The 18,098-nt window shown below is 58.1% G+C and carries 19 protein-coding genes; 10 read left to right on the top strand and 9 right to left on the bottom strand.

The features are described from left to right. The first annotated feature begins 48 nt into the window (after window positions 1-48). The 5 genes from trpE (at window position 49) to CKW15_RS18320 (ending at window position 4,951) form a co-directional block, all read left to right on the top strand. Entirely contained in the window at window positions 49-1,530 is a 1,482-nt protein-coding gene (gene trpE, locus CKW15_RS18340) for an anthranilate synthase component I (protein ID WP_095061555.1), read from the top strand. A 111-nt stretch (window positions 1,531-1,641) separates the two neighbouring features. Further along, complete coding sequence (locus tag CKW15_RS18335; RefSeq protein ID WP_007906885.1) at window positions 1,642-2,235, top strand: aminodeoxychorismate/anthranilate synthase component II; 594 nt, start codon at window positions 1,642-1,644, stop codon at window positions 2,233-2,235. Window positions 2,236-2,244: 9 nt separating this feature from the next. Next, a complete protein-coding gene (trpD, locus tag CKW15_RS18330; protein WP_095061557.1) occupies window positions 2,245-3,294 on the top strand; it encodes an anthranilate phosphoribosyltransferase in 1,050 nt (349 codons plus the stop codon). Then, window positions 3,291-4,127 (top strand): indole-3-glycerol phosphate synthase TrpC, encoded by an 837-nt coding sequence (trpC, locus tag CKW15_RS18325; RefSeq protein WP_095061559.1) that lies wholly within the window; start codon window positions 3,291-3,293, stop codon window positions 4,125-4,127. Before trpD ends, trpC begins: the two co-directional genes overlap by 4 nt. A 122-nt stretch (window positions 4,128-4,249) precedes the next feature. Beyond that, window positions 4,250-4,951 carry a lipoate--protein ligase family protein gene (locus tag CKW15_RS18320; RefSeq protein ID WP_095061561.1) on the top strand — a complete coding sequence of 234 codons (702 nt, stop codon included), beginning with the start codon at window positions 4,250-4,252 and terminating at the stop codon, window positions 4,949-4,951. A 10-nt stretch (window positions 4,952-4,961) separates the two neighbouring features. On the opposite strand, the gene crp is transcribed toward CKW15_RS18320, so the two are convergent. After that, window positions 4,962-5,606, bottom strand: a complete 645-nt coding sequence (gene crp / locus CKW15_RS18315; protein ID WP_095061563.1) for a cAMP-activated global transcriptional regulator CRP — start codon at window positions 5,604-5,606, stop codon at window positions 4,962-4,964. Window positions 5,607-5,836: 230 nt separating this feature from the next. Between crp and CKW15_RS18310 the strand changes: the two genes are divergently transcribed. Together CKW15_RS18310 and speD are read left to right on the top strand one after the other, a co-directional pair. Next, window positions 5,837-6,259, top strand: a complete 423-nt coding sequence (locus CKW15_RS18310; RefSeq protein ID WP_007941657.1) for an OsmC family protein — start codon at window positions 5,837-5,839, stop codon at window positions 6,257-6,259. A 239-nt stretch (window positions 6,260-6,498) separates the two neighbouring features. Further along, window positions 6,499-7,290: an adenosylmethionine decarboxylase gene (gene speD / locus CKW15_RS18305; protein ID WP_095061565.1), complete on the top strand. Its 792-nt coding sequence runs from the start codon at window positions 6,499-6,501 to the stop codon at window positions 7,288-7,290. A gap of 109 nt (window positions 7,291-7,399) precedes the next feature. Here the strand turns inward: speD and coq7 are convergent, their stop codons facing one another. The 6 genes from coq7 to hemJ all read right to left on the bottom strand — a co-directional run bounded on the left by coq7 (window position 7,400) and on the right by hemJ (window position 11,943). Then, complete coding sequence (gene coq7 / locus CKW15_RS18300) at window positions 7,400-8,047, bottom strand: 2-polyprenyl-3-methyl-6-methoxy-1,4-benzoquinone monooxygenase (protein ID WP_095061586.1); 648 nt, start codon at window positions 8,045-8,047, stop codon at window positions 7,400-7,402. A 146-nt stretch (window positions 8,048-8,193) separates the two neighbouring features. Beyond that, on the bottom strand, window positions 8,194-8,532 hold the full coding sequence (locus tag CKW15_RS18295) for a histidine triad nucleotide-binding protein (protein ID WP_095061567.1): 339 nt from the start codon (window positions 8,530-8,532) through the stop codon (window positions 8,194-8,196). An 80-nt stretch (window positions 8,533-8,612) separates the two neighbouring features. Continuing rightward, window positions 8,613-9,401 (bottom strand): SDR family oxidoreductase, encoded by a 789-nt coding sequence (locus tag CKW15_RS18290; protein ID WP_095061569.1) that lies wholly within the window; start codon window positions 9,399-9,401, stop codon window positions 8,613-8,615. Between the two features lie 61 nt (window positions 9,402-9,462). Next, complete coding sequence (locus CKW15_RS18285; RefSeq protein ID WP_095061571.1) at window positions 9,463-10,416, bottom strand: DUF805 domain-containing protein; 954 nt, start codon at window positions 10,414-10,416, stop codon at window positions 9,463-9,465. Between the two features lie 93 nt (window positions 10,417-10,509). Next, complete coding sequence (locus CKW15_RS18280) at window positions 10,510-11,478, bottom strand: nitronate monooxygenase family protein (protein ID WP_095061573.1); 969 nt, start codon at window positions 11,476-11,478, stop codon at window positions 10,510-10,512. A gap of 33 nt (window positions 11,479-11,511) precedes the next feature. Further along, window positions 11,512-11,943, bottom strand: a complete 432-nt coding sequence (gene hemJ, locus CKW15_RS18275; RefSeq protein WP_095061575.1) for a protoporphyrinogen oxidase HemJ — start codon at window positions 11,941-11,943, stop codon at window positions 11,512-11,514. Between the two features lie 134 nt (window positions 11,944-12,077). Here hemJ and argC point away from each other — a divergent pair, with 134 nt between their 5' ends. Together argC and erpA are read left to right on the top strand one after the other, a co-directional pair. Continuing rightward, on the top strand, window positions 12,078-13,112 hold the full coding sequence (gene argC / locus CKW15_RS18270; RefSeq protein ID WP_095152558.1) for an N-acetyl-gamma-glutamyl-phosphate reductase: 1,035 nt from the start codon (window positions 12,078-12,080) through the stop codon (window positions 13,110-13,112). A gap of 167 nt (window positions 13,113-13,279) precedes the next feature. Next, window positions 13,280-13,630 carry an iron-sulfur cluster insertion protein ErpA gene (gene erpA / locus CKW15_RS18265; protein ID WP_027617200.1) on the top strand — a complete coding sequence of 117 codons (351 nt, stop codon included), beginning with the start codon at window positions 13,280-13,282 and terminating at the stop codon, window positions 13,628-13,630. Window positions 13,631-13,697: 67 nt separating this feature from the next. Here erpA and CKW15_RS18260 read toward each other — a convergent pair whose 3' ends face one another. Together CKW15_RS18260 and CKW15_RS18255 are read right to left on the bottom strand one after the other, a co-directional pair. Next, a complete protein-coding gene (locus tag CKW15_RS18260) occupies window positions 13,698-14,789 on the bottom strand; it encodes an anhydro-N-acetylmuramic acid kinase (RefSeq protein WP_095061579.1) in 1,092 nt (363 codons plus the stop codon). A gap of 3 nt (window positions 14,790-14,792) precedes the next feature. After that, window positions 14,793-16,226, bottom strand: a complete 1,434-nt coding sequence (locus CKW15_RS18255; protein ID WP_095061581.1) for a peptidoglycan DD-metalloendopeptidase family protein — start codon at window positions 16,224-16,226, stop codon at window positions 14,793-14,795. 212 nt (window positions 16,227-16,438) lie between these two features. Here CKW15_RS18255 and tyrS point away from each other — a divergent pair, with 212 nt between their 5' ends. Beyond that, window positions 16,439-17,638, top strand: coding sequence for a tyrosine--tRNA ligase (tyrS, locus tag CKW15_RS18250; RefSeq protein WP_095061583.1), 1,200 nt, complete (start codon window positions 16,439-16,441; stop codon window positions 17,636-17,638). The last annotated feature ends 460 nt before the right edge of the window (window positions 17,639-18,098 follow it).

The following is an 18,098-nucleotide window of genomic DNA, read 5'->3' as shown; positions in this document are numbered from 1 at the left end:
GCGCGTTTGCACACCTGACCGTTTGACCCTCATGCCACGAGGCACCTCATGATCCGCGAAGAATTCCTGCGTTTGGCCGCTGCCGGCTATAACCGTATCCCGCTTGCCTGTGAAACCCTGGCTGACTTCGACACGCCGTTGTCGATCTACCTGAAACTGGCCGACGAGCCCAATTCCTACCTGCTGGAATCCGTACAGGGCGGCGAGAAGTGGGGCCGTTACTCGATCATCGGCCTGCCGTGCCGCACCGTGCTGCGGGTTCACGATCATCACGTCAGCGTGACCGTCGATGGCATCGAGACCGAAAGCCACGACGTCGAAGACCCGCTGGCCTTCGTCGAGACCTTCAAGGCCCGCTACAACGTGCCGACCATCGCCGGCCTGCCGCGCTTCAACGGCGGCCTGGTGGGTTACTTCGGCTATGACTGCGTGCGTTATGTGGAGAAGCGTCTGGGCAAGTGCCCGAACCCGGATCCGCTGGGCGTGCCGGACATTCTGCTGATGGTGTCCGACGCCGTGGTGGTGTTCGACAACCTCGCTGGCAAGATGCACGCCATCGTCCTGGCCGATCCGGCGCAGGAAGATGCTTTCGAACAAGGTCGCGCCCGCCTGGAGGCGCTGCTGGAAAAACTCCGTCAGCCGATCACCCCGCGCCGTGGCCTGGATTTCAGCCAGCAACAGTCGGCTGATCCAGTCTTCCGTTCGAGCTTCACCCAGAACGATTACGAAAAAGCCGTCGACACCATCAAGGAATACATCCTGGCCGGTGACTGCATGCAGGTCGTGCCGTCCCAGCGCATGTCGATCGACTTCAAGGCCGCGCCGATTGATCTGTACCGTGCGCTGCGCTGCTTCAACCCGACGCCATACATGTACTTCTTCAACTTCGGCGACTTCCACGTCGTCGGCAGTTCACCAGAAGTGCTGGTGCGGGTCGAAGACAACCTGATCACCGTGCGCCCGATTGCCGGCACCCGTCCACGGGGCGCCAGCGAAGAGGCGGATCTGGCGCTGGAAAAGGACTTGCTGTCCGACGACAAGGAAATCGCCGAGCATTTGATGCTGATCGACCTGGGTCGTAACGACACCGGTCGCGTTTCGGAAATCGGCTCGGTGAAACTGACCGAGAAGATGGTCATCGAGCGTTACTCCAACGTGATGCACATCGTGTCCAACGTCACCGGGCAATTGAAAGCCGGGCTGACGGCGATGGATGCACTGCGGGCGATTCTGCCGGCGGGCACCTTGTCTGGCGCACCGAAAATTCGTGCAATGGAAATCATCGACGAACTGGAGCCGGTCAAGCGTGGCGTGTATGGCGGCGCGGTCGGTTACTTCGCCTGGAACGGCAACATGGACACCGCGATTGCGATCCGCACGGCGGTGATCAAGGACGGCGAACTGCACGTACAGGCCGGTGGCGGCATCGTCGCCGACTCGGTGCCGGCGCTGGAATGGGAAGAAACCCTGAACAAGCGCCGCGCCATGTTCCGCGCCGTGGCGCTGGCTGAACAAACTCCGCAAGGCTGACCGATGACTGCCCGTATGCCGGCCGCCTTGAGCGATCAAGCGCTGGACGCTGCGGGCGATGCAATCGAGCGCCGTATTAGTAGTCAGTGAATTCAAGAGGTTCTTAACGCCATGTTGCTGATGATCGATAACTACGACTCTTTTACCTACAACGTTGTGCAATACCTTGGTGAGCTCGGCTCCCAGGTCAAAGTCGTGCGCAACGATGAACTCACCATCGCCGAAATCGAAGCCCTCAACCCTGAGCGCATTGTTGTGTCGCCCGGTCCCTGCACCCCGACCGAAGCCGGCATCTCGATCGAAGCGATCAAGCATTTCGCCGGCAAGCTGCCGATTCTGGGCGTGTGCCTGGGCCATCAGTCCATCGGTCAGGCCTTTGGCGGCGATGTGGTGCGTGCCCGTCAGGTCATGCACGGCAAAACCAGCCCGGTGTTCCACGAGGACAAAGGTGTATTCGAAGGTTTGAACCGTCCGCTGACGGTCACGCGCTATCATTCATTGATCGTCAAACGCGAAACCCTGCCCGATTGCCTCGAGCTGACCGCCTGGACCCAGCTTGAAGACGGCTCGGTCGACGAGATCATGGGCCTGCGCCACAAGACCTTGAACATCGAGGGCGTGCAGTTTCACCCTGAGTCGATCCTCACCGAGCAGGGCCACGAACTGTTCGCCAACTTCCTCAAACAAACCGGCGGCACGCGCTAAGGACGACTCATGAATATCAAGACAGCCCTGGGCCGTATCGTCGAACACCTCGACCTCAGCACCGAAGAAATGCGCGATGTGATGCGTGAAATCATGACCGGACAATGCACGGACGCGCAGATCGGCGCGTTCATGATGGCCATGCGCATGAAGAGCGAAAGCATCGACGAAATCGTCGGCGCCGTATCGGTCATGCGTGAGCTGGCAGACAAGGTCGAGCTCAAGACCCTCCACGGTGTAGTCGATGTGGTTGGCACCGGCGGCGACGGCGCGAACATCTTCAACGTGTCGACGGCTTCGGCCTTCGTAGTCTCGGCGGCCGGTTGCACCGTGGCCAAGCATGGCAACCGCGCGGTCTCGGGCAAGAGCGGCAGTGCCGACCTGCTGGAGGCGGCGGGTATCTACCTGAGCCTGACGCCGGTGCAAGTCGCGCGTTGCATCGACAACGTCGGCATCGGCTTCATGTTTGCCCAGACTCACCACCGTGCCATGAAGTACGCCGCGGGTCCGCGCAAGGACCTGGGCTTGCGCACTTTGTTCAACATGCTCGGCCCGCTTACGAATCCGGCCGGTGTTAAACACCAGGTGGTGGGCGTGTTCACCCAAACGCTGTGCCGGCCATTGGCTGAAGTGTTGCAGCGCCTGGGCAGCAAGCACGTGTTGGTGGTGCATTCGAAGGATGGTCTGGACGAGTTCAGCCTCGCAGCGCCGACCTTTGTCGCCGAACTGAAAGACGACCAGATCACCGAGTATTGGGTCGAACCGGAAGACCTTGGCATGAAGAGCCAGAGTCTGCATGGGCTGGCGGTCGAAAGCCCGGAGGCGTCCCTGGAACTGATTCGCGATGCCCTGGGCAAGCGCAAGACCGAAAACGGTCAGAAGGCTGCCGAGATGATCATGCTCAATGCCGGTGCCGCGCTGTACGCCGCCGACCATGCCAGCAGTCTCAAAGAAGGCGTTGCCTTGGCGCACGATGCGCTGCACACCGGCCTCGCTCGGGAAAAACTCGAGGAGCTGGGTGCGTTTACCGCGGTATTCAAAGTGGAGAATGAGGGATGAGTGTGCCGACGGTTCTGGAAAACATTCTGGCGCGCAAGGTTGAGGAAGTTGCCGAGCGTCGCGCTCGCGTCAGCCTCGCCGAGCTGGAAAGTCTGGCCAAGGCGGCCGATGCACCCCGTGGTTTTGCCAAGGCGCTGCTGGCTCAGGCCAAGCTGAAACAGCCGGCAGTCATTGCTGAAATCAAGAAGGCTTCGCCGAGCAAAGGCGTGATCCGTGAGAACTTCGTTCCCGCCGACATCGCTAAAAGCTACGAGAAGGGCGGCGCAACCTGCCTGTCGGTGCTCACCGATATCGACTTCTTCCAGGGGGCTGACGCGTATCTGCAACAGGCACGAGCGGCGTGCAGCCTGCCGGTGATCCGCAAGGATTTCATGATCGATCCGTACCAGATCGTCGAAGCGCGCGCCTTGGGCGCCGATTGCGTGCTGTTGATCGTTTCCGCACTGGATGACGTGAAAATGGCCGAGCTGGCGGCCGTGGCCAAAAGCGTCAATCTCGATGTGCTGGTGGAAGTCCACGATGGCGACGAGTTGGAGCGGGCATTGAAAACCCTCGACACTCCGCTGGTCGGCATCAACAACCGCAACCTGCACACCTTCGACGTCAGCCTCGAAACCACGCTCGACCTGCTGCCGCGTATCCCTCGCGATCGTTTGGTGATCACCGAAAGCGGCATCTTCAACCGCGCCGATGTCGAGTTGATGGAAATCAGCGACGTCTACGCGTTCCTGGTCGGTGAAGCATTCATGCGCGCTGAAAGCCCGGGCACTGAGTTGCAGCGTTTGTTCTTCCCTGAGCGCGGCGTGCCTGTCAGCGGTTCGACCCTCGACTAAAAAGCATCGCGAGCAAGTGCGCTTCTACATTGGATTTTTGGCGTAAGCAAATCCCCTGTAGGAGCTTGCTCGCGATAGCGGCATAAGAAACACCACAGACGTTGTGTCCGACGGATTCCCTTATGACCTCACCTGTCTCCCTGACCATCGAAGCGGGCTTGCAAGCCGAACAGGACTTGCTGGCATCAGTCTGTGCCGGCGACGACAATTTCGGCCTGCTGTTCTGGCAACCAAGCGATCAAGCCTTGGTCATGCCGCGCCGCTTGAGTCGCCTGCCAGGTTTTGAATCGGCATGTGAGGTGTCGGCGGCAGCAGGCTGGCCCGTGTTGTTGCGCGATACCGGTGGCGAACCTGTCCCGCAATCAGCCACCACGATCAACATCGCCCTGGTCTACGCCCCACCCCGCAGCGAAGGCGACTTGAACCGCATCGAATCCGGCTACCGCCGTTTGTGCGATCCGATCTGTCAGATGCTGGATGAGTTGGGCGGCAGATCGTCCCTGGGTGAAATCGAGGGAGCGTTCTGCGATGGCCGCTTCAACGTCAACCTGGACGGACGCAAGATGGTCGGTACCGCCCAGCGCTGGCGTCAGAGTCAGGGCGGTCAACGTCCGGTGGGACTGGTGCACGGTGCGATGTTGATCGATAACGAGCGAGAGTCGATGGTTGCGGCGGTCAACCGCTTCAACGAGGCGTGTGGGCTCGAACAACGGGTGCGCGCCGAAAGCCACATCGCCCTGCATGAGAAATACACCGCACCGGATGCGCTGGCGCGTCTCGATGAGCTTTACCGGCTGGTGCTCGAGCAGATGTTCAGCCGCTAGCTTTTCGAGCTTATCGCGTGCCGAAGACCACCATGGTCTTGCCTTTGACGTCCACCAGGTTGCGTTCTTCCAGATCCTTGAGCACGCGACCGACCATCTCTCGCGAGCAACCGACAATCCGCCCGATTTCCTGACGGGTTACCTTGATCTGCATCCCGTCGGGGTGAGTCATGGCGTCCGGCTGCTTGCACAGCTCCAGCAAGCAACGCGCAACGCGACCGGTGACGTCGAAGAACGCCAGGTCACCGACCTTGCGTGTGGTGTTGCGCAGGCGTTGTGCGATTTGTCCGCTCAGCACGTAAAGAATGTCTGGATCCAGCTGCGACAATTCACGGAACTTCGCATAGCTGATTTCCGCGACTTCGCATTCGACCTTTGCCCGCACCCAGGCGCTTCGCTCCTGCTCCAGGCCTGCCTGTTCGAACAGGCCCAGTTCGCCAAAGAAGTCCCCGGCATTCAGGTACGCGATGATCATCTCCCGACCATCGTCATCTTCGATCAGGATGGTGACCGATCCTTTGATGATGAAGAACAGCGTCTCCGATCGGTCACCGGCGCAAATGATGTTGCTCTTGGCCTGATAGCGACGGCGTTGGCAATGCATCAACAGCTTGTCGAGGTTTTTGATCCTGGGGGTGGGGGCAAGAGCAACCATGGTTGTATCCCGAAAAAACTGCACGGTGTATTTGGTTTTTTTATGAGCGGAAAAAACAGCGACAAGGCTGACGCTGCGTCAGCGAATTGGCGCCAGCTTATCAGACACTTCCTACAATATTCGAGAAATTACCTATGGGGCTAATGGTTATGTCCTAGGAACGCAACCGCTGCCAATCAAGGGCCCTGTGCTAAGCTGGCGACCCTTTTTTAAACAGTGGAGTCTTGGCGATGAAGGCACGCATCCAATGGGCTGGCGAAGCCATGTTCCTCGGCGAATCCGGTAGCGGTCATGTCGTGGTCATGGACGGTCCGCCCGATGCCGGCGGTCGTAACCTGGGTGTCCGGCCGATGGAAATGCTCCTGCTGGGTGTCGGCGGTTGCAGCAATTTCGATGTGGTCAGCATCCTCAAGAAGTCCCGCCAGGCAGTGGAAAGCTGTGAAGCCTTCCTCGAAGCCGAGCGTGCGACCGAAGATCCAAAGGTGTTCACCAAGATCCACATGCATTTCGTGGTCAAGGGCCGCGGCTTGAAAGAAGCCCAGGTCAAACGCGCCATCGAGCTGTCCGCCGAGAAATATTGCTCGGCGTCGATCATGCTCGGTGCGGCAGGCGTGGCGATCACCCACGACTACGAGATCATCGAACTCGGTTGAATCGACATTCAACTATCATAAAAGCAGTGCAGACTCTGGCGATCCCAAGCGGACGTCTGCATAATGCGCCACTTTTTTCAGGGTCGTAGCTGGTCATCCGACTGGTTGCGCATCCGAACAGACAACCAAAATCGCCATCGCGAAGAGGTGTTAACCGTCCTACGCAGGTGCGTTGTTCGCATCTGACGGGCATGCTTGATCACGCGGCCGGGCCGCAAACACACAGAGAGTTTCTAACGGTGAAAAGCAAACTCAAGCTCCACGGGTTCAATAACCTGACAAAGACCTTGAGCTTCAACATCTATGACATCTGCTACGCGGAAACCCCGCAAGACCAACAGGCTTACGTCGAGTACATCAATAAAGAGTACAACGCCAAACGCCTGACGCAGATCCTCACGGAAGTTGTCGATATCATTGGTGCCAACATCCTGAATATTGCCAGTCAGGACTATGAGCCACAGGGCGCCAGCGTCACGATCCTGATCTCCGAAGAGCCGGTAACCCCGACCGAGAGTCAGATCGAAGAGTCCCCGGGCCCGCTGCCGGAAATCATCCTGGCCCACCTCGACAAGAGCCACATCACGGTGCACACCTACCCGGAAATCCATCCGGTCGACGGTATTGCAACCTTCCGTGTGGATATCGACGTGTCGACTTGTGGGGTTATTTCACCGCTTAAAGCGCTCAACTTCCTCATTCACCAGTTCGATTCGGACATCGTGACTGTGGATTACCGTGTGCGCGGTTTCACCCGTGACGTTGAAGGCAAAAAGCACTTCATCGACCACGAGATCAATTCGATCCAGAACTACCTTTCCGAAGACACTCGCGACGCGTACCAGATGACCGACGTGAACGTGTACCAGGAAAACCTGTTCCACACCAAAATGCTGCTGAAGAACTTCGAACTGGATAACTACCTGTTCGGCGACGCCACCAGCAGCCTGTCCTCTGGGCAGCGCACTCAGGTGACCGAGCGGGTGAAGCACGAAATGCTCGAAATCTTCTACGCACGCAACATGTCGTAAGATTCTCGAACACAAAAAAAGGCGACCTCGGTCGCCTTTTTCATGTCCGTCGCAAACCCCTGTAGGAGCGGGCTTGCCTGCGAAGAGGCCCTGTCACGCAACAGAACCCTCAGATCCGATAAGTACTCTTGGTCATCACCTTGGCCATCAGACTCATCCCGAACTTCACCGGCGCCGGAAAACGGAACCCGCCCGCATCCAGCGCGCTTTCGGCATGCTGCTCTTCATCAATGCGCATTTGCTTGAGAATCGCCCGGGACTTTTCGTCCTCGGCCGGCAGTTGTTCCAGATGTTCGTTCAGGTGCTTGCATACCTGGTCTTCAGTCGCTGCGACAAAACCCAGGCTGACCTTGTCACTGATCAAACCGGCAACGGCACCAATCCCGAACGACATGCCGTAGAACAGCGGATTAAGAATGCTGGTGTGGCTGCCCAACTGATGGATGCGTTGTTCGCACCAGACCAGATGGTCGATTTCTTCTTCGGCGGCGTGTTCCATGGCGGCACGCACTTGCGGCAGCTTGGCGGTCAACGCCTGGCCTTGGTACAGCGCCTGGGCACAGACTTCGCCGGTATGGTTGATACGCATCAGGCCGGCAACGTGGCGGGTGTCTTCGTCGCTCATTTTTGCGTCCGGCTGCACGATGGCCGGCGACGGACGGTACGGGTGGCCACTGGAGGGCAACAAAGTACGCATCGCGGCGTCTGCTTGCAGCAGAAGACGGTCAATTGGCGAGTAGTGACGTTGGGTAGTCATGCTGACCTCCGGAGGAATCTCGGCGGCCAGTTTAACCCAATCGGCCGAGGAAGGTTTGCGCTGGGTCAAGATGAAAAGATCGCAGCCTTCGGCAGGTTCGCGATACAAGGAGCTGCCGAAGGCTGCGATTTTTTGCGAGCCTGGACTCAGCCCGGCGGCCAATGCATCTGGCGCTGACCCAGCACATGCATATGAATGTGATAGACAGTTTGTCCGCCTTCTTCATTACAGTTCATCACGACGCGGAAACCTTTTTCGCACCCCAGTTCCAGGGCCAGGCGCTGGGCGGTGAACAGAATGTGCCCGGCCAATGCCTTGTCGGCCTCGGTCAGGTCGTTCAGGGTGCGCACCGGTTTTTTCGGGATCACCAGAAAATGCACCGGCGCCTGCGGGGCGATGTCGTGGAAGGCCAGAACCTGGTCGTCCTCGTAAATGATCTTCGCCGGGATTTCCCGGTTGATGATCTTGGTGAACAGAGTATCCACAGCTGTTTTCTCCGTTGTTTGGGCTGGCCTGAGTGTACTCACGGGTTATGCCAGCGCCCAGCCTTTTACCTTGATGTTGATCAGCGCGGGCAGTAAGCCTTGTTGATCATGCCGGCGATGGTGCGGGTCAGCCAGCGAGAGCCGAGACGGGGGAGGAAGGCGAGCCAGCGATTGCGTCGTCCCGGAATAATGATCGCCCGATTCTTTTCCAGGGCGCGCACGGTGTACAGCGCCACTTCTTCAGGACTCATCAGCAATTTGCTGTCGGTCAATTTCTCCGTGTTCAGCTGCGCCGTGCGGAAAAACGCCGTGCGGGTGGGGCCGGGGCAGAGTACCGAAACCTTTACCGCACATTTTTCCAGCTCGACTCGCAAACCTTCGGAAAAATGCAGCACATAGGCCTTGCTGGCGTAGTAAGTGCTCATCCACGGTCCCGGCTGGAACGCCGCCACCGAGGCGACGTTCAGAATCTGCCCGCCGCCCTGCAACGCCATGCTGTTGCCGATGGCGTGGCAGAGGCGGGTAAGGGCGAGGATGTTCACTTCGATCAAGTCCTGCTCTGTCATCCAGTCCTGGGCCAGGAACGGGCCGCATGTACCGATGCCGGCACAGTTGACGAGCAGGTCGATCTGCCGCTCACCTTCTTCCAGTTCCAGCAGGAACCCGGACAGGCGCAGCGGTTCACCCAGGTCGCAGGCGCGAAACAGCACTTCCACGCCAAAGCGCTGAGTCAGTTCAATCGCAATACTTTCCAGCTGATCACGTTGTCGGGCCACCAGAATCAGGTTTCGGCCGCGCCGTGCCAGGGCTTCTGCCATTGCCAGGCCGATGCCGCTGGATGCGCCAGTGATCAGAGCGTAACGGGACATGCAGTTCTCCATCGCAACAGCTCCACGCCGCGACGCAGGTGTCACGGGCCAGGAGCGCTGTTCATTCTTTCGCAGAGTCTACAGGGGGCGGGGTGTCTTCGGCTGCATCGTCGGAGGAATTTGGCACCGGTTGTGCCTCGACGTCGATTTCTTCGGTGATGACTGCGCTGCTGTCGTAGTTGCTCTGAGCGGCGTTTTCAAATCCTCGCTGAAGGGTCGAGAAGCCACCGGCCAACATACTCACCACCATCAGCGCTACGAACGCCAGCCACAACGAAGCCAGCACCTTGACCGCGGTGCTGTTGGGCGGAGGTGGCGGACCATAACGATTGGGGCCAGTGTTGCCGGGCATTACCGTGGTGACAAGCGGAAAGAAACTGCCTACAAACGGAACGAGATTGATCAGCCACAACCAGCCCGACCAGCCAATGTCGTGCAGTCGTTGGACAGCGAACTGAATGCCGACGAAGACGAACGCGACAAACAGGATCAAAGCGAACAGGCCACCCAAAATCAGGCCTGCGGTTGAGTCGGTACCGATAAAGGCCAGGGCGAGCACTACAAACACCCCGCAAACCGCCATGAGAATCAGGGTCAGGACCATCGTCCAGGCCAGGTAGCGCAAGCGACCGATACGCCCTTCGAAACTGAATGGCTTGAGCGTGGCGAATTCTGCGGTGGTTGTTCCAAGGTCTGCGCGGGGTGGGGCGTAAGGCGACAGAGGATCGACGGAAGTAGCACCGTGATGCTCATGAACCTCGTCAAGGTTCGGCTCTACAGATGGCTCGGTCTCGATGCGGGCGTCGATCCCGGTTTTGTTCAGCGCTTGCAGATAGGCCTGAGCGTCAACCTGGCTCAGGTCACGTTTGAGTGCAACCGGTCGGCCGGTGAACAGGCGTTCGATCGCCGTCACGTCACTGTTGAACAGCCCGGCAAGATTGAGCTTTGCAGTGGCGATATCAACACCGGGCTGCAACGCACCTTCGAATACGATCTTGAAACGGTTTTCGCCCATGTTCGTAGCATCCTTGTCGCGAGTGATTGAAAAAATAAATCCAGGCCTGGGCGCGCACAAGGCCAGCCGATTCAGGCTGGCCAAGGGTTACTGTCAACGTGGCCAGCGCTTGGGTAGCTGTGCCGCGTGCTCAAGTGCCTTGCGATACTCCGCATCAAGACGCGCGACCAATTGATCAACACTTGGCAGATCATCGATCTCACCGACACCCTGGCCCGCGGACCACACGGTTTTCCAGGCTTTGGCTTCATCGCTGATGGGTTTGAGCTTGGAGCCGAAGTTGATCTCGCCTTTGCCTTGCAGCGCAGACATATCGAAACCGGCGGCTTCCAGACTTTGACGCATAAAACTCGCCGGAACGCCTGACACCGCTGGAGTATGGATGATGTCAGCAGCTCTGGCTGCCAGCAGCATCTCTTTATAGGCGTCAGGCGCATGACTTTCGGTGGTGCCGATAAAGCGCGTACCGAAGTAGGCCAAATCCGCACCGAGCAACTGCGCGGCGAGAATTTCGTGACCGTGGTTCAGGCAGCCAGCCAGCAGCAGGGTCTTGTCGAAGAACTGGCGGATTTCGGCAATCAACGAAAACGGACTCCAGGTCCCGGCATGCCCACCGGCACCGGCGGCCACAGCGATCAATCCGTCCACGCCGGCTTCGGCGGCTTTCTCGGCATGGCGTCGGGTGGTGACGTCGTGGAATACCAGTCCACCGTAGCTGTGGACCGCGTCGACCAGTTCTTTGACGGCGCCGAGGCTGGTGATCACGATCGGCACTTTGTGTTCGACGCAAATCTCCAGATCCGCTTGCAGCCGTGGGTTGCTGTTATGGACGATCAGGTTCACGGCGTAGGGTGCGGGGTTGTCCATGGTCGCCAACCCGGCTTCGATCTCTTCCAGCCAGGCCTTGAACCCGCTGCTTTCGCGTTGGTTCAGGGCCGGAAAACTGCCGACCACGCCGTTGCGACAGCAGGCCAGCACCAATTGCGGGTTGGAGATGAGAAACATCGGCGCTGCCACCACAGGCAAACGCAAACGTTGTTCGAGCAAAGCGGGCAGCGACATTGGAAGTACCCCGAAAATCACGATCAGTAGGATTTAAAACGGCCGAACCACGACCAGAATTACGATTGCCAGCAATATCAGAACCGGAACCTCATTGAACCAGCGATAAAAGACATGGCTGCGGGTGTTTTCGCCACGGGCAAAACGTTTTACCTGGGCGCCGCACATGTGGTGGTAGCCGATCAGCAGCACCACCAGCGTCAACTTCGCATGCATCCAGCCACCCTGGGTGAAATATGCGCTCGGGTTGAGGCTGATCAGCCAGCCACCGAAGATCAGCGTGGCAATCATTGCCGGGCCCATGATGCCCCGGTACAGCTTGCGCTCCATGATGCTGAAGCGTTCTTTGCTGACGCTGTCTTCGCTTTGAGCGTGATAAACGAACAGGCGCGGCAGGTAGAACAGGCCGGCAAACCAGCAAACGATGCTGATGATGTGAAAAGCTTTGAGCCACAGATAGAGCATTTTGGTTATTCCAGGATTCACGGTAGCGGGAATAGTAGAGGCTTGAGCGTCCGCACGTCACCTTGACGGTTGTCGCAGGCGCGCGCGGCCCCTATTATCGACGGCTTTCCAGTGGGTTCGTTGAGGGCAGGTTTATGGTCAAGGTCGGTATCGTCGGCGGCACGGGTTACACCGGTGTCGAACTGCTGCGTCTGTTGGCGCAACATCCGCAAGCTGAAGTGGTTGTCATCACTTCCCGATCCGAGGCTGGCCTGGCCGTGGCCGACATGTACCCGAACCTGCGAGGCCACTACGACGGCCTGGCGTTCAGCGTTCCGGACATCAAGACTCTGGGCGCTTGCGATGTGGTGTTCTTCGCCACGCCGCACGGTGTTGCCCATGCCCTGGCGGGCGAATTGCTGGCGGCCGGGACCAAGGTCATCGACCTGTCGGCCGACTTCCGTCTGCAAGACGCGGATGAATGGGCCAAGTGGTACGGCCAGCCGCACGGCGCACCGGAGCTGCTGGACGAAGCGGTCTACGGCCTGCCGGAAGTCAATCGCGAGCAGATCAAGAAGGCGCGCCTGATTGCGGTGCCGGGTTGCTATCCAACCGCCACGCAGTTGGGCTTCCTGCCTTTGCTCGAGGCAGGTCTGGCCGACGCATCGCACCTGATTGCCGACTGCAAGTCCGGTGTCAGCGGCGCCGGTCGTGGCGCCTCTGTAGGTTCGCTGTACTCCGAGACGTCGGAAAGCATGAAGGCCTATGCCGTCAAAGGTCACCGTCACTTGCCGGAAATTCGCCAGGGCTTGCGTCGTGCAGCAGGCAAGGACGTCGGGCTGACCTTCGTTCCTCACCTGACGCCAATGATCCGTGGCATTCACTCGACGCTGTACGCGACAGTGGTTGATCGCTCAGTCGATCTGCAGGCGCTGTTTGAAAGGCGCTATGCCAACGAACCGTTCGTCGACGTCATGCCGGCCGGCAGCCACCCGGAAACCCGCAGCGTGCGCGGTGCCAACGTGTGCCGAATCGCTGTGCATCGTCCTCAGGATGGCGATCTGGTGGTGGTGTTGTCGGTGATCGACAACCTGGTCAAAGGTGCGTCGGGTCAGGCGGTACAGAACATGAACATCCTGTTTGGGCTGGATGAGCGCCTGGGTCTGTCCCACGCCGGCATGTTGCCGTAAGGCTTATTCCGAGCAGCAAAAAGGCCCGTTGAACGGGCCTTTTTGCATTCTGGGGCGGCGATTGGATTGGTTGATATACCATAACAATAGTTGACCGCTTTTCTAGGAGAAGCGGATAATGCGCGTCATCACGCATTATGGCGGCGTAACGCCGGGAGATAGTCTGCATGAGCGTCGAATCCTTCACCCCCACGGCTTTGCAATTCACCCACGGTGCCGCGCACAAGGTGAAGAGCCTGGTCGATGAAGAGGGGAATGATCGCTTGAAGCTGCGCGTATTCGTTACGGGCGGTGGTTGTTCAGGTTTTCAGTACGGCTTCACCTTCGATGAAGAAGTGGCCGATGACGACACCATTGTCGAGCGCGAAGGTGTGAGTCTGGTTGTCGATCCGATGAGCTACCAGTACCTGGCGGGTGCCGAGGTGGATTACCAGGAAGGTCTGGAAGGTTCGCGTTTCGTTATCAAGAACCCGAATGCGACCACTACATGTGGCTGCGGTTCATCGTTCTCGATCTGATCTGCGCGTCGGTATCATCAAAACGCCGCATGGCCTCACAGCCCTGCGGCGTTTTACTGTCCGGCGTTTATGCGGGGTAGATGGCGCCGAGTACGCGCAATCCACGGGCTCCGGTGACGCTGGGCCGGTTGGCCGCGATGCCTTCGAGGCAGCAGTGGGCGAGCCAGGCGAAGGCCATCGCTTCAACCCAATCTGGATCGACGCCATAAGCGGCGGTGCTGCTGACTTTTGCGTTCGGCAGCAGGCTGGCCAGGCGACTCATCAATGCTGCGTTGCGCGCGCCGCCTCCACAGACCAACAATTCCCGGGTGTTCAACTGAGCACTTTGCAGTGATTCGATGATGGTCAGTGCGGTTAGCTCCAGCAACGTTGCCTGGACATCTTCGGCGGCAAAGGCGGGCAATTGGGACAGGTGCTGCATCAGCCATGGCAGGTTGAACACTTCACGACCGGTACTTTTCGGGCCTTGGGTCACGAAGAACGGATCGCTGAGCAATGCTTTTAACAGGAGCGGTTCCACCTTGCCGCTGGCCGCCCATTGGCCGTCTCGGTCGTAGTTGTCGCCGCGCTGCTGTTGAATCCACGCATCCATCAGCACATTCCCCGGACCGCAGTCGAAACCTGCAACGGGCTTGCCGGGCTCGATCAGGCTGAGGTTGCTGAAACCGCCGACATTGAGGACTGCGCGATTCCCCGGCTGCTCCTCAAAAAGGGCTTCATGAAAGGCAGGGACCAACGGCGCGCCTTGCCCGCCAGCGGCGACATCGCGGCTGCGAAAGTCGCTAACGACGGTGATGCCGGTCAGCTCCGTCAACAGGGCTGGATTGCCGATCTGCACCGTGAAGCCGCGCGCCGGCTCATGGCGAATGGTCTGGCCGTGGCTGCCAATCGCACGAATGCTTTCTGGCTTGATGTGCTGCTGAGTCAGGAGGGCATTCACGCCCTGCGCGGCCAGTTTTACCCAATTCTGTTGAGCGATTGCGGAGCGGGCAATCTCGTCTGGCCCGCTGGCGCACAAGCCCAGCAGCTCGGCGCGCAGTGAATCAGGCATCGGAATGTAATGGGTGGCGATCAGCTTGATCGCCGGCGCTTGCTCGATCAGCGCTATGTCCAGGCCATCAAGGCTGGTCCCGGACATCACACCTATGTAGAGCGCCATGGCTTAGCGCTTGGCCGAAGCTAGCTGCGTGGATTTTTCCTGATCCATGCGCGCCATCAGCGGTTGGCTCTGAGCAAGGAAACGCCCACGTTCACCTTTGGAAATCGGATCGGCCATCGCTACTTTCTGGCCCAACGGATCAACATGCACGCCATTGACCTGGAATTCATAGTGCAAGTGCGGGCCGGTGGAGAGGCCGGTGGTGCCGATATAGCCGATGACCTGACCTTGCTTGACCGTGCCGCCAGTCTTGACGCCCTTGGCGAAGCCCTGCATGTGGCCATACAGCGTGCGGTAGGTGTTGCCGTGCTGGATGATGACGGTGTTGCCGTAACCGCCGCGGCGGCCGGCCAGCAAGACTTTACCGTCACCGGCAGCTTTGATCGGCGTACCGCGCGGGGCTGCGTAGTCGACACCTTTGTGGGCGCGAATCTTGTTCAGGATCGGGTGTTTGCGGCCCATGGAAAACTTGGAACTGATGCGGGCGAAGTCCACCGGCGTGCGGATGAACGCTTTGCGCATGCTGTTGCCGTCAGCGGTGTAGTAACTGCTGTTTCCCTGCTTGTTGGTATAGCGCACGGCGGTATAGGTTTTGCCGCGGTTGGTGAAGCGTGCGGACAGGATCGGGCCATTGCCGACAGCCTTGCCGTTGACCACCTTCTGCTCGTAGATCACGTCGAATTCGTCGCCCTGGCGAATGTCCTGGGCAAAGTCGACGTCATAGCCAAACACACTGGCCATGTCCATGGTCAGGCTGTGAGACAGGCCTGCGCGGGCCGCGGATTGCGATAGGGAGCTGTTGATCACGCCATGAACATAGGCCGAGCGCACGGTAGGCTTGGCGGTAACGCGGTTGAACGTGTAGCCCTTTTCGTTCTTGGTCAGGGTGATGGTTTCGAGGTCACTGACCTTGCTGTGCAAATTGGTCAGCTGACCATCCGGGCCCAGTTCGAATTCGAGTTTCTGCCCGCGCTTGAGCTGAGTGAACTGTTTGGCCTGCTTGCCGCTCGCCAGGACGTCATTCACCGAGGTAGTTGGAAGACCTACTTTTTCGAACAATGTGGAGAGGGTATCGCCTTTGGCAACGATCACTTCCCGGTGGCTTTCCGATTTCTTTTCTTCGACGTTCGCCACTGCTGGCGCTGGCTCTGGAGCTGCTTCGGCGGTTTCCTGAGTCTCTTCTGCGCCATTTTCAATCTGTGCAAAAGGAGAAGCTGCTGACTCATTTGTGGCTTCAACGGCTTCAGCAGCGTCTTGATCTTGTGTCAGTTGTTCAGCAGGGCTTTCCAGTTCAAGACTCAGGGTTGTCTTTTTGGCTTCTACATCACTGGATGGAAATACCAGAAGCGCCAGGCTCAAGAGGGCGGCGATGCCACTTGCTGCGAGCAGATGGGTCTTCGGGTAAAGCGGAGGCGCTTTAGACGATTCTTTGGTCATAAGTAGTGTTTTGACTTTGAAAAGATGAATTGGAAAAGATGAATGACATGATGAAGATGAAATAACTGTATAAAATATAACCAAATCATCTCTGAAGCAAGTCTGCGGACGCTCCGTCTGTGGATTGGCCTCCGTGTGCCGGGCAAACCTTGTATTTGACGCCCGATCTTGTATGGTTGGTCCCCTTTGAATTCGAGCCTTGCGGGTCTGTTATGAAGTCGGTTGAAGAGCAGCTAGCGCTGATCAAACGTGGTGCGGAAGAACTGTTGGTCGAGTCCGAGCTGATCGAAAAGCTCAAACGTGGCCAGCCGCTGCGTATTAAGGCAGGCTTCGACCCGACTGCGCCGGATTTGCACTTGGGTCACACCGTGCTTATCAATAAGCTGCGCCAGTTCCAGGAGCTGGGGCATCAGGTGATCTTCCTTATAGGTGACTTCACCGGCATGATCGGTGATCCGAGCGGCAAGAGTGCTACGCGCCCGCCGCTCACTCGCGAGCAAGTCCTCGAGAATGCCGAGACCTACAAGACTCAGGTCTTCAAGATTCTGGATCCAGCCAAAACCGAGGTGGCATTCAACTCCACCTGGATGGATCAGATGGGGCCGGCCGACTTCATTCGCCTGACTTCCCAGTACACCGTGGCTCGCATGCTCGAGCGCGATGACTTCGATAAGCGCTACACCACCAATCAGCCCATCGCCATTCACGAGTTCCTCTATCCGCTGGTCCAGGGTTATGACTCGGTTGCGTTGCGTGCGGATGTCGAATTGGGTGGTACCGATCAGAAGTTCAACCTGCTGATGGGGCGTGAGCTGCAGCGCAGTTACGGTCAGGAGGCTCAGTGCATTTTGACCATGCCGTTGCTGGAAGGTCTGGATGGCGTGAAGAAGATGTCCAAGTCGTTGGGCAACTACGTCGGCATCCAGGAAGCGCCGGGTGTGATGTACGGCAAGCTGGTCTCCATTCCTGATGCGCTGATGTGGCGTTATTTCGAGCTACTCAGCTTCCGCTCCATGGATGAGATCAATGCGTTCCGCGCTGATGTGGAGGCGGGTGCAAATCCGCGTGACATCAAGATCAAGCTGGCTGAAGAGATCGTTGCGCGTTTCCATGGTGAAGAGGCAGCGGCCAACGCCCATCGTGCTGCCGGTAACCGCATGAAGGATGGCGAGCTGCCGGATGATCTGCCTGAGATTGAATTGACTGCTGCTGAAGATATGCCGATCGCCGCTGTTCTTAATAAGGCAGGCTTGGTGAAGAACTCGGCTGTCGCTCGAGATCTCCTGGGTTCCGGTGGTGTGCGTATAGATGGTGAGGTTGTTGATCGCACCTTTATATATGCATTGGGTGCGACCCACGTTTGCCAGGCTGGCAAGAAGGCATTTGCGCGAATTACGCTCAAATCCGAATAAGCCTGAAATAAGGGGTTGACGGCGAATTTTAGAAGCCTATAATTCGCCCCACTTCCGGCGCAGTCGAAATGGAAAACTCCTTGGTAAACAAAGAGTTACGCAGTTTTCGGCAGCAGGTTGCTTCAGTTCATCGAAGCCAAAAGGAAGTTGAAAAAGAGGTGTTGACAACAGCGAGTAACGCTGTAGAATTCGCCTCCCGCTGATGAGAGATCTGAAGCGCAAGTGGTTGAAGTTGTTAAGGAAATCCTTGAAAGCTTCTGAAAATAACCACTTGACAGCAAATGAGGCTGCTGTAGAATGCGCGCCTCGGTTGAGACGAAAGATCTTAACCAACCGCTCTTTAACAACTGAATCAAGCAATTCGTGTGGGTGCTTGTGGAGTCAGACTGCTAGTCAACAGATTATCAGCATCACAAGTTACTCCGCGAGAAATCAAAGATGTAACCAACGATTGCTGAGC

Origin of the sequence: Pseudomonas sp. Irchel s3b5, assembly GCF_900187435.1 — a bacterium.
Classification (GTDB): domain Bacteria; phylum Pseudomonadota; class Gammaproteobacteria; order Pseudomonadales; family Pseudomonadaceae; genus Aquipseudomonas.
The sequence above is the reverse complement of the archived record's forward strand: the minus strand, read 5'-3'. Positions and strand labels throughout refer to the sequence as shown.